Origin of the sequence: Streptomyces sp. NPDC004658 (assembly GCF_040609555.1) — a bacterium.
GTDB lineage: Bacteria > Actinomycetota > Actinomycetes > Streptomycetales > Streptomycetaceae > Streptomyces.
In genome coordinates this window covers 73,550-97,013 of the sequence record NZ_JBEXKG010000010.1, presented here as the reverse complement: position 1 = coordinate 97,013, position 23,464 = coordinate 73,550, and the positions used below count along the sequence as shown (strand labels likewise).

The following is a 23,464-nucleotide window of genomic DNA, read 5'->3' as shown; positions in this document are numbered from 1 at the left end:
GGTGCTGGACGAGCGTGCCGCCGAGGGCCACGTTCAGCAGCTGCATGCCCCGGCACACGCCGAGCAGCGGCACACCCGCCGCCAGCGCCGCGTCGCAGCCGGCCGACCCCAGCGCGGTCAGCGCCGCGTCCGTGAGCCGGTACACCGTCCACTCGTCCTGCGGCCGGGCGCCCAGCGCCTCGTAGAACCCGATCGCCGGCTGGTTCCAGTTCAGCACGGACCACTCCAGCCGCTCGTACCCGCGCTCCACGCAGATCCGCGCCAGCTCGGTCAGCAGCGCCCGCCCGTGGCCGCCGCCGCGCGCCTGCGGGCGGACGTACAGGTCCTCCAGGTAGATGCCGTGCACCCCGCGCCAGGTGGAGAAGTTCAGGAACCACAGCGCGAACCCGACCGGCTCCCCGCTCGCCTCGTCCACCGCCATGTGCGCGAACGCGGCCGGCCGCTCCCCGAACAGGGCCTCCCGCAGCTGCGCCTCGCTCGCCCGGGCCTCCTCGGGCGCCTTCTCGTACTCGGCCAGCTCACGGATCAGGGCGTGGATGACGGGGACGTCGTCGGGGGTCGCGGTACGAATCATGCCGCGAGGGTAACCGGCCCGCGCACCGGGCCTCAGTGCCGTCCCGCCACCCGGTCCGCCACCTGTGCCAGCCGCGAGGACTCCGTGCCCGGGCGGAGGCGTTCGCGCTGGTCGGCGGCGCGGTAGGTGACGTACATGCCCTGGACGCCCAGCCAGCGGAAGGGTTCCGGCTCCCACTTGCGGACCTTGTGGTTCACCCAGGGCAGCTCCGTCAGCTCGGTCCGCCCGCCCTGCCCGGAGTCCCGCTGGACCAGGTCGCGCAGCGTGCGGGCGGCCAGGTTGGTGGTGGCGACGCCGGAGCCGACGTAGCCGCCCGCCCAGCCCAGGCCGGTGGAGCGGTCGAGCGTCACCGTGGCGCACCAGTCGCGCGGCACCCCGAGCACGCCCGACCAGGCGTGCTCGACCCGGACCCCGGCCAGGGACGGGAAGAAGCGGGTCAGGATCTCCCGCAGGGCCTCGACGGTCTCCGCCTGCGTCCGGCCGTCGTTGTCGGTGCGCGAACCGAAGCGGTACGGCACCCCGCGCCCGCCGAGCGCGATCCGGCCGTCCGCCGTGCGCTGGGCGTACATGTAGGCGTGCGCCATGTCGCCGAGGGTCTCCCGGCCCGCCCAGCCGATCGCCGCCCACTGCTCCTCGGTCAGCGGCTCGGTCGCGATCATCGAGGAGTTCATCGGCAGCCAGGTCCGCTTCTGCCCTTTGAGGGAGGCGGTGAAGCCCTCGGTGCAGCGCAGGACGTAGGGCGCGCGGACGGTGCCGTAGGGGGTGACCGCGTGCTTGGGGCGGATCTCCGTCACCGGCGTCGACTCGTGGATGGTCACGCCGAGCGCCTCCACGGCCGCCGCGAGCCCCTTGACCAGCTTCACCGGGTGCAGCCGGGCCCCGTGCGGGGTCCAGGTGGAGCCGACCGCGTCCGCGATCCGGATCCGCTCGGCGGTCTCCCGGGCGCCGTACAGCTCCCGGTCCTTCTCGCCGTACGCCAGCTCGTGCCGGTGGAACGCCTTCAGCCGGGCCAGCTGCGCCGGGGTGGTGGCCACTTCCAGGACGCCGCCCTGGTGCACGTCCGCGTCGATGCCCTCCGCCTCGGCGACGGCGATCACCTCGGCCACGGTGTCGTTCATCGCGCGCTGGAGCCGTACGGCGGCCTCGTGGCCGTGCAGCTTCGCGTACCGGTCCCGGCCCGCGATCCCGTTGTACAGCCAGCCGCCGTTGCGGCCGGAGGCGCCGTACCCGCAGAACTTCTGCTCCAGGACGGTGATGCGCAGGAAGGGTGCGGCCTTCTTCAGGTAGTACGCGGTCCACAGGCCCGTGTAGCCGCCGCCCACGATCACGACGTCCGCGGACGCGTCCCCGGGCAGCGGCTCCCGCACCGCCGGAAGGCCGTCGTCCGCGTACCAGAAGGAGATGCCACCGTTCACGACACTGCTCGCCGAGCTGCTCATGGCCGGGACGTTAACCCCTGAGCCCGGCCAGTGTCTCCTTCGGATTCCATGCTTTTCCGCGGCCCCTGACCAGCGGATAGCAGGCCAGACCGATCAGTACGGCGACGAGGTGGCCGAAGTCGGTGAAGGTCGGCCCGGCGGCCGGCGGCAGAGTGAACACGGCCAGCACCGCGAGCAGATACGCGTACCGCCAGGGCGCCGCGATCCGGTAGACCAGCACCGCCATCACCCCGGCCAGCGCGTAACTCACCCCGATGTCCAGGGTGTTCACGGCCGAGTGCGGGGCCATGCCCCGGCGGATCGCCTCCAGCAGCGCCCCCTCGCTGATCAGCGAGGCCAGCACGTGCGCCAGCGCGCACACCGTCAGCCAGCGGGCCGTGCCCAGCCAGCGCTCGGCCGGCGCGTGGAACACCGTGTACAGCAGCGCGTACGGCAGCCAGTACCCGCTCTCGATCCACATCGCGCTGGCCACCAGCACCCGCACCGGATTGCGGGACAGCTCATGGATGTTCGTCGACCGCCGCCGCAGGAAGTGCTCCTCGAATCCCGGCGACATCAGATGCAGCGCCACGGTCGTCACGAACAGGATCCCCAGCCACACATACGTGCCGGGAGCTCCGCGGACATACCCCCACACCCCGCTCAGGCCCCGGAAAATTCGCATGAGCCGATTCACGCACGCCAGTATCGTCCGCTTCGTGATTGACATCCCCGGCGGGCTGGCGAAGGCGCAGGAGACGTACAACGGCGCGGCGGGACGGGCGTTCATCGCCTCCCTGCCGGACCTCGCGGCCGGCTTCCTCGACCGCTGGCGGCTCACGCTCGACGGGCCGTCGATGAACGGCGTCAGCGCCCTCGTCCTGCCGGTCGTCCGCGACGACGGCCTGCGCGCCGTCCTCAAGCTCCAGCTGCTGGACGAGGAGAGCGTGGGCGAACCGGTCGCGCTGCGCGTGTGGGACGGCGACGGGGCGGTACGGCTCCTGGACCACGACCCGGCCACCGGGACCATGCTCCTGGAACGCCTGGACGAGTCCCGGATGCTGGCCGGCCTCGGCGACACCCGCGAGGCGGTCCGCGTCATCGCCCGGCTGCTGGCCCACCTCACCTCCTTCCCGGCCCCACCCGGCCTGCGCCGCCTGGGCGACATCGCCGAGGCCATGCTGGAACGGACCCCGCGGGCGCTGAAGCGCATCCCGGACCCCGGGGTCCGCCGGACCGTCGCCGACTGCGCCGCCGCGGTGCGCGAGGTCGTGCACGAGCCCGGTGACCGGCTGCTCCACTGGGACCTGCACGACGAGAACGTCCTCGCCGCCGACCGCGCCGACTGGCTCGCCATCGACCCCAAGCCGCTGGCCGGCGACCCCGGCTTCGAGCTGTGGCCCGCCCTGGACAACCGCTTCGACGCCGCCGAGGTCCGCTGGCGCTTCGACGCGATGACGGACATCCTCGGCCTGGACCGCGCCCGGGCCCGCGCCTGGACCCTGGGCCGGCTGCTCCAGAACGCCCTGTGGGACATCGAGGACGACCGCCCGGTCGAGGACCGGCAACTGGAGATCGCTCGCCTGCTGGCGTGACCGTCGCACCACCGGAGGGAGAACCCATGCCCCACCCCGACGCCCGGACGCCGTCCCCGGCACCGCCGTCGTCCCCCGTCCTCGCCTACGACGGGGACTGCGGCTTCTGCCAGTCCTCCATCGACCGGATCCGGGCCCTCGCCGCACCGGCCCTGGAAGCGGTGCCGTGGCAGTTCCTGCCCACCGAGTCGACCTCGCCGCACCTCGAACGCCTGGACCGTGAGGTCCTGCTGCTCCAGGGCGGTCGCGTCCTCGCGGGCGGGGCGGACGCCCTGGCCCGCTATGTGGGCACCTCGCCGTCACCCGCGTACCGCGCGCTGGCGGCCCTGGTCCGCCTCCCGGGCATCCGCGCCTGCGCCCGGGTCACCTACCGCTGGGTGTCGCGCAACCGCCATCGTCTGCCCGGTGGCACGCCCGCGTGCGCGGTGCCGCCGCGGGGCGCATGAGGCCCGCGGTGCGGCCCGTCCCGACCTGCGTGCTGAGCGGCTCGGCCGCACCGGTCCTCAGCGACGGCCACGCCGTCGACCGGTTCGTCCAGACCGGCTCGCTCACCAAGGTCGTCACGGGCACGGCGCTGACCCGCATGGCCGCGTCCGGGGTGCTGGCGCTCGACGATCCCGTCGAACGGTGGCTCCCCACGGCGCCCAGGACAGGCATCACGCTCCTCCAACTTGCCCGGCACACCTCGGGGCTGCCCCGCCTGCCACCCGGCCCCCTCCCCCGCCGGGATCCCTACGCGGCGTTCGACCGGCCCGCTCTCGACCGGCTGCTGCCCCGGCTCGACACCCTCGCCACGCGGCCCCCCGGCCAGGCGGAGGAGTACTCCAACCTCGGCTACGCGGTGCTCGGCGCGGCCCTGACCGCTGCTTCCGGGACCACGTACGAGGAGCTGGTGACCGAGTACGTCCTGCGCCCGCTGGACATCACGGAGATGACCGCGCGCCCCGATCCCGCGCGGCGCCTGCCCGCTCCGGGGCTCCTCGGCCGGCCCCGCAGACCGTGGACGATGGACGGCGCGATCCTCCCGGCGGGAGGTCTGTGGGCCACTCCGCGCGCGGCGGCCGACCTGGTGGTACGGCTCCTGGTGGAGCGCCGGCTGGGGGATCCCGCGCCGAGCTGGCAGACATCCGGGCCCTTGCGCTGGCACAACGGGGCGACCCGCCACGCCTCGCTCTTCGCCGGCGCGACGGACGACGGCCGCTGGGTGCTGATCCACCGCCTCAACGCGACACCGGAAGACACGGACCGCGCGGGACTCGACATCCTGAGGAACAGCGCAGGCCGTACGGCCCCGGACGAGAAGCCCGGGGCCCGGTGAGCGCCTCCGCGGAGAAACCACAGGTCGGCGCGGTGTCGGAAGAGCCCCCTGTCGGATTCGAACCGACGACCTTCGCTTTACAAGAGCGGCGCTCTGACCAGCTGAGCTAAGGAGGCGTGCACCTGGGTGCCCGTGCAGTGTACCCAGGTCTCGGTGCCGTCCCGTCGAAAATTTCCGCGAAGTTCACACGGGTCCAGGTACTGACAGAGCGAGTGAACGCCAGGTACCGTCCTGACCCAGTTCACTCACGTGGACTACACCAACCACCTTCCTACAACGGATCGTCCGGCACGTTCCTGCCGGTAGAAGGGGGCCCATTCACCATGGCCACAGTCACGTTCGACAAGGCGACCCGGATCTACCCGGGTTCCACGAAGCCCGCCGTCGACGCACTCGACATCGCGATCGAGGACGGCGAGTTCCTCGTCCTGGTCGGCCCGTCCGGTTGCGGAAAGTCCACCTCCCTGCGGATGCTCGCGGGCCTGGAGGACGTCAACGCCGGCGCCATCCGCATCGGCGACCGCGACGTCACGCACCTGCCGCCCAAGGACCGGGACATCGCCATGGTGTTCCAGAACTACGCCCTCTACCCGCACATGACGGTCGCCGACAACATGGGCTTCGCGCTCAAGATCGCCGGCGTCAACAAGGCGGAGATCCGGCAGAAGGTCGAGGAGGCCGCGAAGATCCTCGACCTCACCGAGTACCTGGACCGCAAGCCGAAGGCGCTCTCCGGCGGTCAGCGCCAGCGTGTCGCCATGGGCCGCGCGATCGTCCGCGAGCCGCAGGTCTTCCTCATGGACGAGCCGCTGTCCAACCTGGACGCCAAGCTCCGCGTCTCCACCCGTACGCAGATCGCGTCCCTCCAGCGCCGCCTCGGCATCACCACCGTCTACGTCACCCACGACCAGGTCGAGGCCATGACGATGGGCGACCGCGTGGCCGTGCTCAAGGACGGCATCCTCCAGCAGGTCGACTCGCCGCGGAACATGTACGACAAGCCCGCGAACCTCTTCGTCGCCGGCTTCATCGGCTCCCCCGCGATGAACCTGATCGAGGTCCCGATCACCGACGGCGGCGTGAAGTTCGGCAACAGCGTCGTCCCGGTCAACCGGGACGCCCTGAAGGCCGCCGCCGACAAGGGCGACCGCACGGTCACCGTGGGCGTGCGCCCCGAGCACTTCGACGTGGTCGAGCACAACGGTTCCGTCGCCGCCTCCCTGTCCAAGGACGCCTCCGACGCCCCGGCCGGCCTCGCCGTCTCCGTGAACGTCGTCGAGGAGACCGGCGCCGACGGCTACGTCTACGGCACCGTCGAGGTCGGCGGCGAGACGAAGGACCTCGTGGTCCGCGTCAGCAGCCGCTCCGTGCCGGAGAAGGGCTCCACGCTGCACGTGGTGCCGCGGCCGGGCGAGACCCACGTGTTCTCCACGTCCACCGGCGAGCGGCTGTCCGACTGACGGCCGACGGCACCGGAAGGGCCCCGCGCGCTCGGCGTGCGGGGCCCTTCCCGTCCCTCTCGCCGACGGACCCCGTCGTGGATCTTGCCGTGGGGTGCTCCGTCAACCCGTTACCCGGAAAACAACGCCTTCTCATCCCCCGTAAGAGTGACTGAATGTCTCCAAATCATCACCGGGCGCTACCCTCACACGCGTGAAGCACTCCACCACCCCTCAGACGCGACGCGGCCACCGGGGCGGCCCTGCCCGCCGGATCGGCCGCACACTCGCCCTCGTCCTGCCCGTCGTCCTGGTGCTCTCCGGGACCCTCGCGGTCACCCGGGTCAACTGGACGGGGAGCCCCTCCAGCTCGGTGCTGGCCGCCTCCGACGTCACGTCGGCGGAGGTCTCCGCCAAGAAGGTCACCCGCGCCCCGCAGGACGTGCTCCGCGACCAGCTGATGACCGAGCTCCAGCACAAGAACCCCGGTGTGGTCCTCACCCACCTCCAGCAGGCCGTCAACGGCCGCCCCTCGCTGGCCCGGCACTGCTCCTCCATCGCCCGCGCCCTCGGCCGGGCCGCGGTGCACCTCTACGGCGCCTCGCGCGCCCAGTCGTACGCCCGCCCGGTGTGCGACACGGCCTTCGCCTCGGGTGTCCTGGCCGCGCACAGCTGAGCCCGGCGACAGCGGGTTCCGGTGCGAACCGGGTAACAGCTCCCCAAGGAGCGGGTTGCCCTCGGCGCACCGCGGTGGGGCGCCACGTACAGTGCGGTCATGACCCATCCGAACGCCGCGTCGCGCCCCACTCAAGCCGTGGTCCTGGCCGGTGGCCAGGGCTCCAGGCTGCGTCCGTACACCGACGACCGGCCCAAGCCGATGGTCGAGATCCCCGGTACGGGTACTCCGATCATCGGCCACCAGCTGACCTGGCTGGCCGAGGAAGGTGTGACGGACGTCGTGATCTCCTGCGGTCACCTCGCCGACGTCCTGCAGAAGTGGCTGGACTCGGCCGACCTTCCCGTCTCCGTCACCACCGTCGTGGAGACCGAGCCCCTCGGCCGCGGCGGCGGCCTGCGGTACGCGGCGGCCCGTCTGCCCGACCCCGACCGGCCCTGGTACGCCACGAACGGGGACATCTGGACGCGCTTCTCCCTGCGGGACATGGCCGACTTCCACGCCGAGCGGGACGCTGTCGCCACGCTGGCGCTCGCCCGGCCCCGGATTCCGTGGGGGGCCGTGAAGACCGACGGGTTCGGGCACATCACCGACTTCATCGAGGCACCGCCGTCGACGTTCGAGATCAACGCGGGTGTCTACGTCTTCTCGCCGGAGTTCGCCTCCCTGCTGCCCGAGCGGGGGGACCACGAGCGGACCACGTTCCCCCGGCTGGCCCGGGAGAAGAAGCTGGCCGGGTTCCCCATCCCGCAGGGGGCGTACTGGCGGGCCATCGACACGGCGAAGGATCTGACGGAGGCGGCCAAGGAACTGGCGGCGCTCGGCCGCTGACGGGTCCACCGGTCCCGGACTCCGAGGTGAAGGAGAGGGCCCCCGTACCGGGAACGGTACGGGGGCCCTCTCCTTGCTGTTCCGTCAGCCCAGCAGGCCGCCCACCAGGCCGGGCTGGCCCGTGGACGTGCTGCCGCCGCCGGAGGAGGTGCCGCCGCCCGTGGTCGAGCCACCGGTGCTCGTGCCGGCACCGCCCGTGCTCGTCGGGCCCGCCGTCGTGCTGGGCGCGCCGCCCGTCGTCGGGGACGTCTGGCGGGGCGGGACCTGACCCGTGGTGCCCTGGGTCTGGGTCGGGGTCGTGGTGGTGCCGCCGGAGGTCGCGCGGCTCGTGCCCGGGGTCGTCGCCGCCCCGGAAGGGCTCGCGCCGGCCGTGGCGCCGCCCGTCGGGGAGCTGGAGGCCGCCGGGGTCTTCTTGTGCCGGGTGCCGGGCTCCTGCGGGAGCGGGGAGCCGGGGAGCTGGTTGCGGGGCGCCTCGCCGGGGCCGGGGACGACCACGCGGCTGGAGTCGCGGACCGCGCCGCCCAGCAGGGAGCCGATGAGCAGGGTGAGGCCGACCGTGACGGCCGTGATCAGCGCGCCGCGGCGCAGGACGTAGCGGCGCAGCTCCCAGATGTCGGCGCGGGGGCCGAGACGGCGCCAGGCGCCGCCGGCGAGACGGCCGTCCACGGAGTAGACGGGAGCGCCGGCGATGATCAGCGGGGACCAGGCGGCGAGGTAGATGATGTCCGGGGCGTCGTAGACCGGGACGGTCTTCCAGCTGACGGTGACGATCAGGGCGGCGGAGAGCAGGGCGCCGACGACCGCGGCGACGCGCTGCCAGCAGCCCAGGATCGTCAGGACGCCGACGACGACCTGGAGGAAGGCGATGACCAGGCCGGAGCCGACCGGGTGGTGCAGGGCGAACTGGCGCAGCGGCTCGGCGACGTCCCAGGGGTGCAGGGTGTTGAGCCAGATGACCATGGAGCCGCGCTTGCCGCCGTCGAAGTAGACGGGGTCGCACAGCTTGCCCATGCCGGCGTAGATGGAGATGAAGCCGAGGAAGATGCGCAGCGGGAGGAGGACGACACCGAGGTTCAGCCGGCGGCCGGGGTAGTAGGCGTGCCGGGCCGGGTCGTCGCCGTGCCGCTTGGCGGATCGCCGGGTGTCGGCGTCGGGCGCGGGGTCGGTGTCGGGGTCTGGGTCGGTGTCGCCCGGGTAGGTGTCGTACGGCTCGAGGTCGTCGGGGTAGGCGGGGTGGGCGGGGTCGTCGTAGGCGCCGGTGACCGTGCGCATGTGCGGCAGGAGGCGGGTGCCGTCGGCGTCGGGGGCGGTGCGCTGGTGGCCGACGACGGGGGTCTCGACGGTCCGGTCGCGCTCGTCGTAGGTGTCGGCGTATCCCGTCTGGACGCGCGGGATGACCTGGGTGGCGCCGGCCTCGGGCTCGTCGGCGTGGCGGACGCTGCTGCCCCGCACGGCCTGGAGGAGCCGGTGGGCGCCGGTGTCGTCGGGGGCGGACTTGCCGCTCCACACGACGGGGCGGCGGCGGCCGGTGGCGCCGGACCGGCCCGCCGTGCCCACGACGGGCATCCGGGCGGTGTCCTGGCCGGCGCTCAGATGCCGGGCGATCCGCGGGGATTGGGTGCGCTTGGCCGCCGCGCCCAGCTGCACGCGGAAGCTGGCGTGATTGACGATGACCTGCGCCGGATCGCTCGGCACCTTCACCATGCTCAGCGCGGGAGCGTCGTCGAAACCCGACGAGCGGTCCCCCGTGGGTGTGCGGGGTGTTCTGGTGTCCACACTCATCTAACCGAGTGACGTGGCGTTAGGACACTGCTTTGACCGCCCGGATGTGTCCGGACCCCGTCAAAGCAGCCCGGAGCGCCGTATGGACGCGCAAATTACCCCGCAAGGGTGAACTTCCGGACGGGTGTTCAGCCCGTCCGGACGGATGTTCAGCGGCGCCGGCGGGCGGCCTCGTACAGCACGATCCCCGCCGCCACGCCCGCGTTCAGCGACTCGGCGCCACCCGGCATCGGGATGCGGACGCGGAAGTCGCAGGTCTCGCCGACCAGGCGGGACAGGCCCTTGCCCTCGCTGCCGACCACGATGGCGACCGGGCCCGCAAGGGCCTCCAGGTCGCCCAGTTCGACCTCGCCGTCCGCCGCCAGGCCGACCACCGTGAGGCCCGCCTTCTTGTAGGCCTCCAGGGTCCGGGTGAGGTTGGTGGCGCGGGCGACCGGCGTACGGGCGGCCGTACCCGCGGAGGTCTTCCAGGCGCCGGCGGTCATGCCGGCCGAGCGGCGCTCGGGCACGACCACGCCGTGGCCGCCGAAGGCGGAGACGGAACGGACGACGGCGCCGAGGTTGCGCGGGTCGGTGACCCCGTCCAGGGCCACGACCAGCGGGTCCTCGCCCTCGTCGGCGGCGGCGTCGAGCAGGTCCTCCGGGTGCGCGTACTCGTACGGCGGGACCTGGAGGACCAGGCCCTGGTGGTTGAGGCCGTTCGTCATGCGGTCCAGCTCGGGACGCGGGGCCTCCATGAGGTTGATGCCACCGCGCTCGGCGGCGAGCTGGAGGGCCTCGCGGACGCGCTCGTCGTTGTCGATGAACTGCTGGACGTAGAGGGTGGAGGCCGGGACGCCCTCGCGCAGCGCCTCGACGACCGGGTTGCGGCCCACCACCAGCTCGGAGGTGGACCTGCCGCCGCCCCGGCGCTGCTGCGGGCGGCCGCCCTGCGCCCGGCGGGCCTTGGCCGCGGCGGCGCGCTGCTTGGCGTGGCCCTTGCGCATCTCGGCGGGCGGCGTCGGCCCCTTGCCCTCCAGGCCCCGGCGCCGCTGGCCGCCACTGCCGACCTGCGCGCCCTTCTTGCCGGACATGCGACGGTTGTTCGCGGCCATGACCTACCTGTCTTCGTGAGCTTTCGTACGTACGTCTTATGCAGTGTGCCGCCCGGACGGCCGGGCGGCACAATCGATCAAGCGGGCGCTAGCGCGGGCCGAGGCTCCAGCGCGGGCCCTGCGGGCTGTCCTCGATGACCAGCCCGGCCTGGCCCAGCTGGTCGCGGATGGCGTCGGCCGTCGCCCAGTCCTTGCGGGCGCGGGCGGACTCCCGCTGGTCGAGGACGAGGCGTACGAGGCTGTCGACGACGCCGTTCAGGTCCTCGCTGCGGTCCCCGCCCTCACCGGCCCAGTGCGGGTCGAGCGGGTCGAGGCCGAGGACGCCGAGCATGGCCCGCACCTCGGCGAGCCGGGCGACCGCGGCCTCCTTGTCGTCGGCGGCCAGCGCGCTGTTGCCCTGGCGGACGGTGGTGTGCACGACGGCGAGGGCCTGCGGGACGCCCAGGTCGTCGTCCATCGCCTCGGCGAAGGCGGGCGGGACCTCGGCGGCCGGCTCCACCGTCTTCCCGGTCAGCTCGGTGACCCGCTGCACGAAGCCCTCGATCCGCGCGAACGCGGACTCGGCCTCGCGCAGGGACTCCTCGCTGTACTCGATCATCGAGCGGTAGTGCGGGGTGCCCAGGTAGTAGCGCAGCACGATGGGCCGCCACCGCTTGACCATCTCGGCGACCAGGACGCTGTTGCCGAGCGACTTGGACATCTTGTCGCCGGCCATGGTGACCCAGGCGTTGTGCACCCAGTACTGGGCGAAGTCGTCGCCGTAGGCCTTGGCCTGGGCGATCTCGTTCTCGTGGTGCGGGAAGATCAGGTCGAGGCCGCCGCCGTGGATGTCGAAGGCGGAGCCCAGGTACTTGTGCGCCATCGCCGAGCACTCCAGGTGCCAGCCGGGGCGCCCCGGTCCCCACGGGGTCGGCCAGGTCGGCTCGCCCGGCTTGGCGGACTTCCACAGGGCGAAGTCGCGCGGGTCCCGCTTGCCCGTCTCGCCCTCGCCGGACGGCTGGAGCAGGTTGTCCAGCTCCTGCCGGGACAGCTCCAGGTACTGCGGGAAGGAGCGCACGTCGAAGTAGACGTTGCCGTCGGCCTCGTAGGCGTGCCCGCGCTCGATGAGGCCCCGCATCATCTCGACCATCTCGGTGATGTGGCCGGTGGCGCGGGGCTCGTAGGTCGGCGGGAGGCAGCCGAGGGCGGTGTAGCCGTCGTTGAACGCGCGCTCGTTCTCGTACCCGATCGACCACCAGGGCCGGTCCTGCTCGTGGCTCTTGGCGATGATCTTGTCGTCGATGTCGGTGACGTTGCGGATGAACGTCACCTCGTAGCCCCGGTACGCGAACCAGCGGCGCATGATGTCGAAGTTCAGGCCCGACCGGATGTGCCCGATGTGCGGTGCCGCCTGCACGGTGGCGCCACACAGGTAGATCGAGACACAGCCCGGCTTGAGCGGGGCGAAGTCACGGATCTGCCGGGCGCTGGTGTCGTACAGGCGAATAGTCACGACTCCAGAGTAGTGGGCGCCGGGCAGTGCCATGTGCCTTCCCACGGGGAAGGCACCTCACCGCCCGGCCGCGCCCCGCCGTGTCAGAGCCGGCCCACGACCTTCCGCGGCCGGATCCGCACGACCACCCGCTCGGCGTCCTGGCCGGACGCCGGATTGAAGTCCGCGTAGTCCTTGCCGGTGTACTTGCGGCTGAGTTCGTCGATGAGTTCCTGACCGCCCTCGGTGGTGGTCTCGGCGGTGCCGCGGATCTCGGCGTACTCATAGGGCTCGTCGGGGTTCACGACGACGACCGACACCTGGGGCTCGCGCTCCAGGTTCCGGTACTTGCGGCGGTCGACCGTCGTGGAGATCAGGAGGTCGTCGCCGTCGCGCTTGACCCAGACCGGGGACATCTGCGGGGTGCCGTCGGGCTGGACGGTGCCGACGACGACGAACACCTTGCCGTCGAGCACGGACTTCAGGCGGTCGGACAGTACGGCGGACATGAGCACCCTCCGGAGTACACGATCACTGGTGTCGTGTGGGTACCCTGCCACGCCGTCAGCTCACGCGCACCACGAGTGCCGTCGCCACCGCCATCAGTCCCTCCTCGCGCCCCGGGAAGCCGAGCCCGTCGGTCGTGGCGCCGGAGACCGACACGGGCGCGCCGGCCGCCTCGGAGAGGATCTTCTGGGCCTCGTCGCGCCGCTTGCCGATCTTCGGACGCGGTCCGATCACCTGCACGGCGACGTTGCCGATGGTGAAGCCCGCCGCGCGCACGATCCGGGCGGCCTCGGCGAGCAGGGTGACCCCGGACGCGCCGGACCACTCGGGGCGGCCGGTGCCGAAGTGCTGCCCCAGGTCGCCGAGCCCGGCGGCGGAGAAGAGGGCGTTGCAGGCCGCGTGGGCGACGACGTCGGCGTCGGAGTGCCCGGCCAGGCCGGGCCCCTCTCCTTCCCACTTCAGGCCCGCGCACCACAGCTCGCGGCCCTCCTCGAAGGCGTGGATGTCGGTGCCGATGCCGACCTGGGGGAGCGTGAAGCCGGCCTCAGAAGCCATCGGTCAGCCTCCTGCGGGCGAGGACCGCCTCGGCGAGGACGAGGTCGAGGGGACGGGTGACCTTGAAGGCCTCCTCGTGGCCGGGGACGGCCACGACCGGGAGCCCCAGCTGCTCCACCATGCTCGCGTCGTCGGTGACGTTCTCGGTGACGCTCTCGTGGGCGCGGACCAGGGTCGCCCGGTCGAAGCCCTGCGGGGTCTGGACGGCTCGCAGCCGGGCCCGGTCGGGGGTGGCGACGACCGGCTCGGGGTCGCCGGCCACGGCCGCGGGCTCGACCTCCTTGACCGTGTCGGCCAGCGGCAGCGCGGGCACCACGGCGGGCGCGCCGTCGCGTACGGCCTCGATGACCGCGTCGACCGTGTCGACCGGGACGAGCGGGCGGGCCGCGTCGTGGACGAGGACGATCCCGTAGTGCGGCGGCAGGGCGTCCAGGCCGATCCGGACGGACTCCTGGCGCGACTCACCGCCGGGGACGACCTGGAAGTCCGTCCTCTCCGGCAGGGCGTGCGCGTCGAGCAGGGACTTCACCTCGGCGGCACCGTCCGGCGGGGCCACGACGATCACCAGCGAGACGTGGCGGGAGGCGGCGAGGGCGCGGACCGCGTGGATGAGCATGGGGGTGCCGTTCAGCGCGCGGAGCGCCTTGGGGGCGCCCGGACCGAGCCGCACACCCCGGCCGGCGGCGGGAATCACGGCGGCGACGGGGGTCTGCGCGGGCGTGGGGCGCGATTCGTCAGACATCGGTTCCTGTCAGGTTTGTGTGCTCGACCCAGGTGGGTATGGCCTGGAGGAGTGCCGGGCGCGACGCCTTGACCGGACCCTTTCCGTGACCGTGGTCGAGCCATCCGCCCGGGCCGGCACGTCGAGTACCGGCACATCGAGTACCGGGGGATCGCGTATCGACCGGGGATCGATTATCAGGGGATCGCGTGTCGGGGGGTTGATCCACAGGCTCCCCGAGGGGCACCCGCTGCGGGGACGCAACATGCCGCAGCGCCCGGCGACAGGTTCAGTGTCATCGGGCACCGCGGCATTTCAGTGTGCTGAGCGTGCCGGAAGCGAAGGTTCGCTGCCGTTGCGCGTCAGGAGGCGAGCACCTCGTCGAGCAGGGCCTCGGCCTTGTCCTCGTTCGTGTTCTCCGCGAGAGCCAGCTCGCTCACCAGGATCTGGCGGGCCTTGGCGAGCATGCGCTTCTCACCGGCGGACAGTCCACGCTCGCGCTCGCGACGCCACAGGTCACGCACGACTTCCGCGACCTTGATGACATCGCCGGAGGCGAGCTTCTCCAGGTTTGCCTTGTAGCGGCGCGACCAGTTCGTGGGCTCCTCGGCGTACGGCGCGCGCAGCACCTCGAAGACCCGGTCCAGCCCGTCCTGACCGACCACATCACGCACGCCGACGAACTCCGCATTGTCCGCTGGCACACGCACCGTCAGGTCACCCTGGGCGACCTTCAGCACCAAGTAGGTCTTGTCCACGCCTTTGATCTGGCGAGTTTCGATGGCCTCGATCAGCGCGGCCCCGTGATGGGGATAGACCACGGTGTCGCCAACCTTGAACGTCATGTGACAGGTACCCCTTCCGTGGCTATCCAGGGTAACACGGATACGGCGTCTTCTGAATGGCGTTTTCGCAGGTCAGGGCATATCTCGGGGCTTGACAACAGCAACCGGAACGTGCTGCGGGGAGGGTCCGGAAGCGGGTATTCGCAGGTCGGAGGGGCTCTCCGGCCGAGGCGAAACACGTACGTCACACGCCCCGGGAGGCCCCTCCAGGTGGCGGAACATCCCGATTTGTCCACTCTCAGACGTGCGACTTCCGCTACTCCGTTCGGCGGCCATGGCCGGATGTGAGACGAATCCAGAATTGATCAACGGCCGTCGGAGGGGTGATCCGTGATCAATTCCGGGAGGGTCGCGCATTCCTTCACGGAAATTTTGCGAGCGTCGATGTGAAGCGCCCGGAGGGGGTCGCCGTCGCGTTATGTGAATGACGGACCGGCGGCGCCGCAATGTGACCGCGGAGTCACGTGTGCCGCTCGGGGTACCCCCACCTGGCGGGAAGCCCGGGGCCAGGAGGAGGGTCGGGTGCGACGGCCTGGGAACGGCTCGGTAACCTAAGGCCGCTGACAGACACTTAGGGCGGCTTTATAAGGGGAGCCGCCCGCGCGTTCAAGGAGTTGCCGCCGCCGTGAGCAGCAGCCTTCGACGCGGCGCCCTCGCCGCCTCCGCCATCGTCTTCTCGATCGCCTCGCTCGCCGCCTGCGGCGCCGGAAACAACGCCCAGACCCTGGAGATCAAGCCGGACAACGCGGCGACCAGCGTGGGCGACATCAAGATCCAGAACGCTCTGGTCATCACCCAGCCCGACCTGAAGTCGACGGGTCCCGCGGTGATCTCCGCGACCCTGTTCAACTCCGGGCGCACCGACCAGACCCTCCAGTCGATCACCCTGGACGGCAGTGGCACCTCCGCCCAGCTCAAGCCGGCCAAGGGCCAGAGCCTGACCGTTCCGGCGGGCGGCTCGCTGATCCTCGGCGGCAAGGACAACGCGTCCGCGACGCTGCCCAGCGGCCGTGAGGCCGTCCAGGACGGCAACGCCCAGAAGATCACCTTCACCCTGAGCAAGACCGGCCAGGTGAGCCTGCGCGCCTTCGTCGTCCCGGCCACCAGCTACTTCGACAAGTGGGGCCCGAGCCAGATCCCGTCCGCCCCGGCCGGCGCCCCCGCCGCCACCCCGTCCGGCAGCGCGAGCGCGTCCGGCAGCGGCAAGCCGGAGAGCGGCCACAAGGCGAGCCCGTCGGCCACCGCGTCCGGTGCCGCCGCCACCCCGCACGACTCGGCGTCGGCGTCGGCCGCCGGCCACTGACCCGCTCCACGCCGAAGGGCGGCACCCGCGCGGGTGCCGCCCTTCGGCGTACGCGGGGCCGCAAGCGGCCTACGGCTCGAACTTGTAGCCCAGACCCCGCACCGTCACCAGGTACCGCGGCGCGCCCGGGTCCGGTTCGATCTTGGCGCGCAGGCGCTTGACGTGGACGTCGAGGGTCTTGGTGTCGCCCACGTAGTCGGCGCCCCAGACGCGGTCGATGAGCTGCATGCGGGTGAGCACGCGGCCCGCGTTGCGCAGCAGCATCTCCAGGAGGTCGAACTCCTTGAGCGGCAGGTCGACCTTGGAGCCGCCGACGGTGACCACGTGCCGGTCGACGTCCATGCGGACCGGGCCCGCCTCCAGCGCGGCCGGGGTGACCTCCTCCGGCTCGCCGCGCCGGCGCAGCACCGCGCGGATGCGGGCGACCAGCTCGCGGGAGGAGAACGGCTTGGTGACGTAGTCGTCGGCTCCTATTTCGAGCCCGACCACCTTGTCGATCTCGCTGTCCTTGGCGGTCACCATGATCACGGGGACGTTGGAACGGCCGCGCAGCTGGCGGCAGACCTCGGTGCCGGGCAGGCCCGGCAGCATCAGGTCGAGGAGGACCAGGTCGGCGCCGTTGCGCTCGAACTCGTCCAGGCCGTCGGGGCCGGTCGCCGCGACGGCGACCTCGAAGCCCTCCTTGCGGAGCATGTACGACAGGGCGTCGGAGAAGGACTCCTCGTCCTCGACGACGAGCACACGGGTCACGGAAGGACCTCCGGGGCGGGTAGCGATGCGTACGGGGATGAGTCGGTGGGTCCGTCCTCGTCGTCGAGGCCGGGGTGCTGCTGTGCGCGGTCGCGGGCCGCGCCCGCCTCCGGCAGCCTGAGAGTGAAGGTGGAGCCCTGGCCCTCGGCGCTCCAGACCGTGACCTCCCCGCCGTGCGAGGCGACCACGTGCTTGACGATGGCGAGGCCCAGACCGGTGCCGCCGGTGTCCCGGGAGCGCGCCGGGTCGACGCGGTAGAAGCGCTCGAAGATGCGCTCCTTGTCCTTGTCCGAGATGCCGATGCCCTGGTCGGTCACGGCCAGCTCGATCATGTCGCCGCCGGGCGCGTTGACCCGGCGCGCGGCTATGCCGACGCGGGTGCGGGCCGGGGAGTAGTTGACCGCGTTCTCGACCAGGTTGCCGAGGGCGGCGGCCAGCTGGCCGCGGTTGCCCCACACGTGCAGGTCCGCCGTGCCTCCGGCCGCCATCGTGATCTGCTTCGTGCCCGCCTGGTGGCGGCAGCGGTCGATGGCCTCGGCGACCAGCTCGTCCACCCGGACGGGCTCGGCGTCCTCCAGCGGGTCGTCGTTCTGCACCCGGGAGAGGTCGATCAGCTCCTGCACCAGGTTGGTCAGGCGGGTCGCCTCGATCTGCATCCGGCCGGCGAAGCGCTGTACGGCCTCGGGGTCGTCGGAGGCGTCCATCACGGCCTCGGAGAGCAGGGACAGCGCGCCGACGGGTGTCTTCAGCTCATGGCTGACGTTCGCCACGAAGTCCCGGCGCACCGCCTCGATCCGGCGGGCCTCCGTCAGGTCCTCGACCAGCAGCAGGACCAGGCGGGAGCCGAGCGGGGCCACGCGCGCGGAGACGGCGAGGGCCTCGCCGCGTCCGGTGCCGCGCCGGGGCAGGTCCAGCTCGACCTGCCGTATCTCCCCGTCCCGTCTGGTGTCCCGGGCCATCTGGAGCATGGGCTCGACGGCGAGCTTGCCGCCGCGGACCAGCCCGAGGGCGTAGGCGGCGGAGCTGGCCTTGACCACGGCGTCGGCCTCGTCGAGGACGACTGCGGAGGAGCGGAGCACGGACAGTACGGTGTCCACGCCGGGCGGGAGTACGGGATCAGTGTGCAAGGAAGTCCTGGTCGGTCGCTTCTGGTCGCGTTCGCTCCAGCGGAACGCCAGCATGGCGATGACACCGGTGAGCACCCCGGCGATCGCTGCCGCTGCGGCGACCGCCGCGTTCACGTCCATGCCTCCAGGTTAGGCACGGGGTGAGACATGACCACAGCCGTCGAGGTGCGACCTCGAACACTCGTCGCCCAGAGTTCACCTTGCAGCCAGTATTGGTTCATTTGGGGTGGCGGAAACGGACGGGTGCGGGGCACAACGTGGGAGCGTGGGGACCAAGCACACCGATGAGAGGGAACCCTGATGCGGGACGCGTACCACGAGGAACTGGACTCGATCGGCGACGGACTGGTGGAGATGGCCCGGCTGGTCGGATCGGCGATCGGGCGCGCCACGACCGCCATCCTCGACGCCGACCTCAAGCTGGCCGAGAGCGTGATCGAGGCCGACAAGAAGGTCGACGAACTCCAGCACGACCTGGAGGCCAGGGCGATAGCCCTGCTGGCCCGGCAGCAGCCGGTGGCGACGGACCTGCGGATCGTCGTGACGTCGCTGCGCATGTCCGCCGACCTGGAACGCTCCGGCGACCTCGCCCAGCACGTGGCGAAGCTCGCGCGGCTGCGCTTCCCGAACCGGGCCGTTCCGCACGACCTGCACGCCACCATCCTGGAGATGGGCCAGCTCGCCCAGCGCCTGATGGCCAAGGCCGCCGAAGTGCTCGTGACCAAGGACGTCGACCTCGCCCTCCAGCTGGAGCAGGACGACGACGAGATGGACCTGCTGCACCGCACGCTCTTCCAGCACCTGATCGACGAGCGCTGGAAGCACGGCATCGAGACGGCCGTGGACGTCACCCTGCTGGGCCGCTACTACGAGCGCTACGCCGACCACGCCGTGGCCGTCGCCAAGCGCGTCGTCTACCTGGTCACCGGTGAGCACGCGGACGAGCTGCAGCCGGACATCCAGCCGGTGACGGGCACCGAGGGGGCGTAACCCCTGCGGGCCGGGGCGGTCCGGGTCCCCGAACGCCTCCGTGCGCCGTTGATGCGCCCGGCGGAACGGGCATGGAATGGGCGAGGGCACCCTGCCCCAGGTCTAGGAGGGACCCATGGCCGAATCCCCCAGCACCACGCCCGACCCGACGCAGGAGCAGGAGACCGGGCAGCCCGCCGAGATCAGGAGCCTTCCGCTGTTCGGCGCGTGCGGCTGCGGCTCCGGCTGCGGCTGCGGGTGCCAGTCGGGCAACCCCTGCCAGTGCGGCTGAACGGCACGTCCGGGCCGGTGTGAGCGCGGTTCACACCGGCCCCCGCCGTACCGGATGCCCCGTCCTCACCTCGGGCGCAGCATGGAAGGAGCGGGTGGAAGGACAGCCGGCGCGAAGAGGAGGTGTCGGGTCATGGCCAAGTTCATCGACGTGCACCGTGGCATGGAGGGCATCACGGCCGACCAGCTGATGGAGGCGCACCGGGCCGACCTCGCCGTCGAGGCGGACGAGTCCGTGCACTTCGAACACGCCTGGGCGGACCCGGAGTCCGGCACCGTCTACTGCCTCTCGGAGGCACCTTCCGCGGATGCCGTCCAGCGCGTCCACGAGCGCGCCGGCCACCGGGCGGACGAGGTGCACCCGGTCCCGCTGGAGGTGTGACGGCGACGCGGGCGGCGCGCCCTCCACGTCACCGGACGTCACGCCCGTCCTCTCCGAGGGGACCCGGGGAGCCACCGCCGTACGGGCGGGCCGGGCCGTCGCCGTCCGTCTCCGGCCGGAAGCTCAGCCGTCGGGTCAGGACCTCCCGGGCCACCTGGCTGACCGTGCGGCCGTCGGCGTACGCGCGGGCCCGCAGCCGGTCCAGGGCCTGCTCGGGGTCCACGTCCAGCTGCACCATCACCATGCCGACCGCCTGGTAGACCTCGGTGTGCCCGGCCTCGGAGGCCGCCACCCAGCACGCCACCTCCCTCTCGATGTCCTCCTCGGTGCCCCCGCATCCGTGGCGGCCCGCCTGGAGGTTCATCAGCGCCAGCGTGACCGCGTCCCGCACCCACAGCGCCACCCGCAGATCGGGCTCCGCGAGACCGCCCGCCTGTTCGCTGTACAGGTCGAGGGTGCCGATGGCGGCGCCGCCGACGCCGAGCGGCAGCGAGAACACCGCGCGGACGCCGAGACCCACCGCCTCGTGCGCGAAGACCGGCCAGCGGCGGACGTCGGGGCCCCGGGTGAGGTCGGCGGCGAGGACCGGTGCGCCCTGGTCGAGGGCCGTCTGGCAGGGGCCGTCGCCCACCGTGTACTGCAACTCCGCCAGCCGGGCGGCGACCCGGTCACTGGCGCACCAGGTCATGCGGACGCCCCTGCCGCCGGAGATGGACACCGAGGAACCGGTGACCGGCAGCAGCCGCACGCACGCCGCGCACAGCGCGCCGGGCACCGCCCGGGGCTCATCGGCACTCCGGGCGGCGGCGGCCAGTGTCTCGCCGACCCGCCGCCGCACCTCGGCGTCGGGCGGCCCACCGCCACCCGCGCACGACCCGGAGTTCTCGGGCGGCATGTTCATCACCCCCGGCGCGACGCGGTCTCCGCCGGCATGATCGACCGGCGTCCGCCTGCCGAGTTCCCAGGAAGGCGGAAGTAACTGCGCGTCTGCGCGGACAGCGGCCCCGCACGCCGGCGCACCCCCCTCGCGGGACGTTCCGCGGGTCCTGCGAGAGTGGGCCCGTGCTGCTGGATCCTGAGAAGACCCTGTTCGTGCGCGGGGCCACGCCCGTGCTGCTGCTGGCCGGGGCGCCTGCCCACGACGCGCTGCCGGTGCTGAACGCGCCCGGCGGGGCCGTACCGGTGTGCGAGGGGTGGAGCATCGCCCCCCGGCTCACCCTGTGCGTCGTGGACGGACCCGGCGATCACGGCCTCGTCGTGCCCGCCCTCGCCGCCCCGGTGACCGGCGAGGACGGAGCGCCCGGCGACATGGGCGACTGGTGCGGGGACGCCGAGCGGGCGGGCGGAGCGGTCGTGCTGTGGCTGGACCGGCTGCCCGAGACCCTCGACTGGACCGCCCTGCTCTCCTCGGGCACGGCCCGCGGCGGCTTCCTGCCCGCTCTGTGAGGCAGGGGTAGGGGTACGAGCGGCGGCACTACGGCGCCGGCCACGCGGTGCCTGACAGGTGAGGCACACGGAGTGGCGCGAGCGGCGGCACGAACGGCGCCGGACCACGCGGTGCCCGACTAGGCCGTACGGACCTCGGACCCGGCGTCCGCCCGCGCCCGGGCCGGGGCCGGCCGCTCCGCCGGCAGACGGCGCATCAGCACGCCGTAGCCGAGCCCGGCCGCCGTACCGACCACCGCGCACATCCCCCACAGCCACCCGGCGCCGAGGTGGTCGATCACCGTGCCCGACATCAGGGGCGCGATCAGCGCGGCGACGGACCAGGAGAGGGTGTACATGCCCTGGTAGCGCCCGCGACCGTGCACCGGGGAGAGGCGGACGACGAGGCCCGTCTGGGTCGGGGCGTTGACGATCTCGGCCAGCGTCCACACGCACACGGTGACCATGAAGACCCCGACCGAGCCGGCGAACGCGGTGAGCCCGAAGCCGTATCCCGCGAGGAGCGAGGAGGCCACCAGGAGGGTGCGCGGGTCCCGGTGCTCGATGAACCGGGTCACGGGGATCTGGAGCGCGACGATCAGGATGCCGTTGACGGCGATGGCGAGGCCGTAGTCGGCTGGGGAGAAGCCGGCCCGCCCCATGGCCACCGGCAGTCCGACGGAACCCTGCTGGAAGACCAGGGCGACGAGGAAGGACAGCCCGACGACGGCCATGTACCGCCCGTCCCGCAGCACCGTGCCCAGGCTGACGCCGTCCTCCGCCTGCCTGGCCGTGACCGCCGGCCGCGACTCCGGCACCTTGGCGTAGACGACGACCGCGCAGGCCAGGGTCATCCCGGCCTCGATCAGGAACCCGGCGAGATAGCTGAACTCGGCGATGAACCCGGCGGCCATGGAGGAGACGGCGAAGCCCAGGTTGATCGCCCAGTAGTTGAGGGAGAAGGCCCGCACCCGGTCCTCGGGGCGGACGATGTCGGCCATCATCGCCTGCACGGCCGGCCGGGAGGCGTTGGAGGCCATGCCGACGAGGAAGGCCACGGCGGCGATGGCGACCGGGTCGGTCATGAAACCGAGCAGGGCGACCGAGGCGGCGGTGGCGGTCTGCGCGATGAGCAGCGTGGGCCGCCGGCCGAGCCGGTCGGCCATCACCCCGCCGCCCAGCGAGGAGACGACCCCGCCGAGCCCGTGCAGGGAGGCGACGAGACCGGCGTACGAGGCGGAGTAGCCGCGGTCGAGCGTGAGGTAGAGGGCCATGAACGTGGCCACGAAGGCACCCAGCCGGTTGACGAGGGTGCTGGTCCACAGCCACCAGAACTCTCTGGGGAGCCCGGAGACGGATTCGTGGACGGCACGTCTCAAACGGGCTGGTGACATCGAGGATCCCCCACGTCGGTAAGCGGCTCAAGCGGTGAGCACAACTTACGAGCCGGAGGCGAGGCAACGCCACTCAATTAGCAGGACGCGTCAATCGACCCGCGCGCGGACGGCGCCGGCGCGCTCCGCGCGGTGCGGCGGGAGGCGTGGCCGGTGGCGACCGTGCGCCCGTCCGGCGCCCCCGTGCCCGACACGGCCCCCATCCCCCTTAGGTAGGCTCAAGGCCATGGCCGACGCACCGTACAAGCTGATCCTCCTCCGCCACGGCGAGAGCGAGTGGAACGCGAAGAACCTGTTCACCGGCTGGGTGGACGTCAACCTGAACGAGAAGGGCGAGAAGGAGGCAGTCCGCGGTGGCGAGCTTCTGAAGGACGCCGATCTCCTCCCCGACGTGGTCCACACGTCCCTCCAGAAGCGCGCGATCCGCACGGCCCAGCTGGCACTGGAGGCCGCGGACCGCCACTGGATCCCCGTCCACCGCTCCTGGCGCCTGAACGAGCGCCACTACGGCGCCCTCCAGGGCAAGGACAAGGCGGCGACGCTCGCCGAGTTCGGCGAGGAGCAGTTCATGCTCTGGCGCCGCTCGTACGACACCCCGCCCCCTCCGCTGTCGGACGACTCGGAGTTCTCCCAGGCCCACGACCCGCGCTACGCGACGATCCCGCCGGAGCTGCGCCCGCGCACGGAGTGCCTGAAGGACGTCGTCTTCCGGATGCTCCCCTACTGGTACGACGCGATCGTCCCCGACCTGCTGACCGGCCGCACGGTCCTGGTCGCCGCCCACGGCAACAGCCTGCGCGCCCTGGTCAAGCACCTGGACGGCATCTCCGACGCGGACATCGCGGGCCTGAACATCCCGACCGGCATCCCCCTCTACTACGAGCTGGACGCCGACTTCAAGCCGGTCACCCCCGGCGGCAAGTACCTGGACCCGGAGGCGGCGGCGGCCGCGATCGAGGCGGTCAAGAACCAGGGGAAGAAGAAGTAACCCTGTTTG

26 protein-coding genes, 1 tRNA gene and 1 pseudogene are annotated in these 23,464 nt (G+C 72.2%); 12 read left to right on the top strand and 16 right to left on the bottom strand.

Annotation, left to right across the window (positions count from 1 at the left end):
• The 4 genes and pseudogenes from ABZV94_RS06845 to ABZV94_RS06830 all read right to left on the bottom strand — a co-directional run.
• Nucleotides 1–58, bottom strand: a 58-nt coding sequence (locus ABZV94_RS06845; RefSeq protein WP_356337967.1) for a gamma-glutamyl-gamma-aminobutyrate hydrolase family protein, incomplete at its 3' end; no start/stop codon positions are given.
• 45 nt (nucleotides 59–103) lie between these two features.
• Nucleotides 104–574: pseudogene (locus ABZV94_RS06840) on the bottom strand (GNAT family N-acetyltransferase); the annotation flags it as partial.
• A gap of 32 nt (nucleotides 575–606) precedes the next feature.
• Nucleotides 607–2,013 carry an FAD-dependent oxidoreductase gene (locus tag ABZV94_RS06835; RefSeq protein WP_356337965.1) on the bottom strand — a complete coding sequence of 469 codons (1,407 nt, stop codon included), beginning with the start codon at nucleotides 2,011–2,013 and terminating at the stop codon, nucleotides 607–609.
• Nucleotides 2,014–2,023: 10 nt separating this feature from the next.
• Nucleotides 2,024–2,677, bottom strand: coding sequence for a rhomboid-like protein (locus tag ABZV94_RS06830; RefSeq protein WP_356337963.1), 654 nt, complete (start codon nucleotides 2,675–2,677; stop codon nucleotides 2,024–2,026).
• Here ABZV94_RS06830 and ABZV94_RS06825 point away from each other — a divergent pair.
• Genes ABZV94_RS06825 through ABZV94_RS06815 form a run of 3 tightly spaced genes read left to right on the top strand, consistent with a single transcriptional unit; the run spans nucleotide 2,676 to nucleotide 4,905 of the window.
• Nucleotides 2,676–3,587, top strand: a complete 912-nt coding sequence (locus ABZV94_RS06825; RefSeq protein WP_356337961.1) for an aminoglycoside phosphotransferase family protein — start codon at nucleotides 2,676–2,678, stop codon at nucleotides 3,585–3,587. The two genes, ABZV94_RS06830 and ABZV94_RS06825, sit on opposite strands and share 2 nt — an antisense overlap.
• A 26-nt stretch (nucleotides 3,588–3,613) precedes the next feature.
• Entirely contained in the window at nucleotides 3,614–4,033 is a 420-nt protein-coding gene (locus ABZV94_RS06820; RefSeq protein WP_356337959.1) for a DUF393 domain-containing protein, read from the top strand.
• Nucleotides 4,034–4,041: 8 nt separating this feature from the next.
• Nucleotides 4,042–4,905 (top strand): serine hydrolase domain-containing protein, encoded by an 864-nt coding sequence (locus ABZV94_RS06815; RefSeq protein WP_356337957.1) that lies wholly within the window; start codon nucleotides 4,042–4,044, stop codon nucleotides 4,903–4,905.
• Between the two features lie 42 nt (nucleotides 4,906–4,947).
• Here the strand turns inward: ABZV94_RS06815 and ABZV94_RS06810 are convergent.
• Nucleotides 4,948–5,021, bottom strand: a tRNA-Thr gene (locus ABZV94_RS06810).
• 207 nt (nucleotides 5,022–5,228) lie between these two features.
• On the opposite strand from ABZV94_RS06810, the gene ugpC reads away from it, so the two are divergent.
• The 3 genes from ugpC (at nucleotide 5,229) to ABZV94_RS06795 (ending at nucleotide 7,851) form a co-directional block, all read left to right on the top strand.
• Nucleotides 5,229–6,365, top strand: a complete 1,137-nt coding sequence (ugpC, locus tag ABZV94_RS06805; RefSeq protein ID WP_356337955.1) for a sn-glycerol-3-phosphate ABC transporter ATP-binding protein UgpC — start codon at nucleotides 5,229–5,231, stop codon at nucleotides 6,363–6,365.
• A gap of 193 nt (nucleotides 6,366–6,558) precedes the next feature.
• Entirely contained in the window at nucleotides 6,559–7,020 is a 462-nt protein-coding gene (locus tag ABZV94_RS06800; RefSeq protein WP_356337953.1) for a hypothetical protein, read from the top strand.
• A 99-nt stretch (nucleotides 7,021–7,119) separates the two neighbouring features.
• Nucleotides 7,120–7,851, top strand: coding sequence for a nucleotidyltransferase family protein (locus tag ABZV94_RS06795; protein WP_356337951.1), 732 nt, complete (start codon nucleotides 7,120–7,122; stop codon nucleotides 7,849–7,851).
• Between the two features lie 84 nt (nucleotides 7,852–7,935).
• Here the strand turns inward: ABZV94_RS06795 and ABZV94_RS06790 are convergent, their stop codons facing one another.
• From ABZV94_RS06790 to ABZV94_RS06760, 7 genes are all read right to left on the bottom strand, one after another.
• Complete coding sequence (locus ABZV94_RS06790) at nucleotides 7,936–9,633, bottom strand: DoxX family protein (protein WP_356337949.1); 1,698 nt, start codon at nucleotides 9,631–9,633, stop codon at nucleotides 7,936–7,938.
• 149 nt (nucleotides 9,634–9,782) lie between these two features.
• A complete protein-coding gene (rlmB, locus tag ABZV94_RS06785; RefSeq protein WP_356337947.1) occupies nucleotides 9,783–10,727 on the bottom strand; it encodes a 23S rRNA (guanosine(2251)-2'-O)-methyltransferase RlmB in 945 nt (314 codons plus the stop codon).
• An 88-nt stretch (nucleotides 10,728–10,815) separates the two neighbouring features.
• The gene (cysS, locus tag ABZV94_RS06780; RefSeq protein WP_356337945.1) at nucleotides 10,816–12,219 is read right to left on the bottom strand and encodes a cysteine--tRNA ligase; all 1,404 of its coding nucleotides are present in this window, start codon (nucleotides 12,217–12,219) and stop codon (nucleotides 10,816–10,818) included.
• Nucleotides 12,220–12,302: 83 nt separating this feature from the next.
• Nucleotides 12,303–12,707, bottom strand: coding sequence for a PPOX class F420-dependent oxidoreductase (locus tag ABZV94_RS06775; protein WP_356337943.1), 405 nt, complete (start codon nucleotides 12,705–12,707; stop codon nucleotides 12,303–12,305).
• A 55-nt stretch (nucleotides 12,708–12,762) separates the two neighbouring features.
• Nucleotides 12,763–13,260 (bottom strand): 2-C-methyl-D-erythritol 2,4-cyclodiphosphate synthase, encoded by a 498-nt coding sequence (gene ispF, locus ABZV94_RS06770; RefSeq protein ID WP_356337941.1) that lies wholly within the window; start codon nucleotides 13,258–13,260, stop codon nucleotides 12,763–12,765.
• A complete protein-coding gene (gene ispD / locus ABZV94_RS06765) occupies nucleotides 13,250–14,002 on the bottom strand; it encodes a 2-C-methyl-D-erythritol 4-phosphate cytidylyltransferase (RefSeq protein ID WP_356337939.1) in 753 nt (250 codons plus the stop codon). The genes ispF and ispD overlap by 11 nt, the downstream gene beginning before the upstream one ends.
• Nucleotides 14,003–14,343: 341 nt before the next feature.
• The gene (locus tag ABZV94_RS06760; RefSeq protein ID WP_003953493.1) at nucleotides 14,344–14,826 is read right to left on the bottom strand and encodes a CarD family transcriptional regulator; all 483 of its coding nucleotides are present in this window, start codon (nucleotides 14,824–14,826) and stop codon (nucleotides 14,344–14,346) included.
• Nucleotides 14,827–15,451: 625 nt separating this feature from the next.
• On the opposite strand from ABZV94_RS06760, the gene ABZV94_RS06755 reads away from it, so the two are divergent.
• Complete coding sequence (locus ABZV94_RS06755; protein ID WP_356337937.1) at nucleotides 15,452–16,129, top strand: DUF461 domain-containing protein; 678 nt, start codon at nucleotides 15,452–15,454, stop codon at nucleotides 16,127–16,129.
• Nucleotides 16,130–16,198: 69 nt separating this feature from the next.
• On the opposite strand, the gene ABZV94_RS06750 is transcribed toward ABZV94_RS06755, so the two are convergent.
• Complete coding sequence (locus ABZV94_RS06750; RefSeq protein ID WP_014673455.1) at nucleotides 16,199–16,879, bottom strand: response regulator transcription factor; 681 nt, start codon at nucleotides 16,877–16,879, stop codon at nucleotides 16,199–16,201.
• The gene (locus tag ABZV94_RS06745) at nucleotides 16,876–18,126 is read right to left on the bottom strand and encodes an ATP-binding protein (RefSeq protein ID WP_356337935.1); all 1,251 of its coding nucleotides are present in this window, start codon (nucleotides 18,124–18,126) and stop codon (nucleotides 16,876–16,878) included. The genes ABZV94_RS06750 and ABZV94_RS06745 overlap by 4 nt, the downstream gene beginning before the upstream one ends.
• A gap of 180 nt (nucleotides 18,127–18,306) precedes the next feature.
• Here ABZV94_RS06745 and phoU point away from each other — a divergent pair, with 180 nt between their 5' ends.
• The 3 genes from phoU (at nucleotide 18,307) to ABZV94_RS06730 (ending at nucleotide 19,648) form a co-directional block, all read left to right on the top strand.
• A complete protein-coding gene (gene phoU / locus ABZV94_RS06740; protein WP_356337933.1) occupies nucleotides 18,307–18,996 on the top strand; it encodes a phosphate signaling complex protein PhoU in 690 nt (229 codons plus the stop codon).
• Between the two features lie 115 nt (nucleotides 18,997–19,111).
• Nucleotides 19,112–19,267 (top strand): hypothetical protein, encoded by a 156-nt coding sequence (locus tag ABZV94_RS06735; RefSeq protein ID WP_356337931.1) that lies wholly within the window; start codon nucleotides 19,112–19,114, stop codon nucleotides 19,265–19,267.
• Between the two features lie 132 nt (nucleotides 19,268–19,399).
• Nucleotides 19,400–19,648, top strand: a complete 249-nt coding sequence (locus ABZV94_RS06730; protein WP_356337930.1) for an SCO4226 family nickel-binding protein — start codon at nucleotides 19,400–19,402, stop codon at nucleotides 19,646–19,648.
• A 28-nt stretch (nucleotides 19,649–19,676) separates the two neighbouring features.
• Here ABZV94_RS06730 and ABZV94_RS06725 read toward each other — a convergent pair whose 3' ends face one another.
• A complete protein-coding gene (locus ABZV94_RS06725) occupies nucleotides 19,677–20,543 on the bottom strand; it encodes a GAF and ANTAR domain-containing protein (protein ID WP_356337928.1) in 867 nt (288 codons plus the stop codon).
• A gap of 167 nt (nucleotides 20,544–20,710) precedes the next feature.
• On the opposite strand from ABZV94_RS06725, the gene ABZV94_RS06720 reads away from it, so the two are divergent.
• Nucleotides 20,711–21,094, top strand: coding sequence for a hypothetical protein (locus tag ABZV94_RS06720; RefSeq protein ID WP_356337927.1), 384 nt, complete (start codon nucleotides 20,711–20,713; stop codon nucleotides 21,092–21,094).
• Nucleotides 21,095–21,213: 119 nt separating this feature from the next.
• Here ABZV94_RS06720 and ABZV94_RS06715 read toward each other — a convergent pair whose 3' ends face one another.
• A complete protein-coding gene (locus ABZV94_RS06715) occupies nucleotides 21,214–22,467 on the bottom strand; it encodes an MFS transporter (protein WP_356337925.1) in 1,254 nt (417 codons plus the stop codon).
• A gap of 226 nt (nucleotides 22,468–22,693) precedes the next feature.
• Between ABZV94_RS06715 and ABZV94_RS06710 the strand changes: the two genes are divergently transcribed.
• The gene (locus ABZV94_RS06710; protein ID WP_356337923.1) at nucleotides 22,694–23,455 is read left to right on the top strand and encodes a phosphoglyceromutase; all 762 of its coding nucleotides are present in this window, start codon (nucleotides 22,694–22,696) and stop codon (nucleotides 23,453–23,455) included.
• The last annotated feature ends 9 nt before the right edge of the window (nucleotides 23,456–23,464 follow it).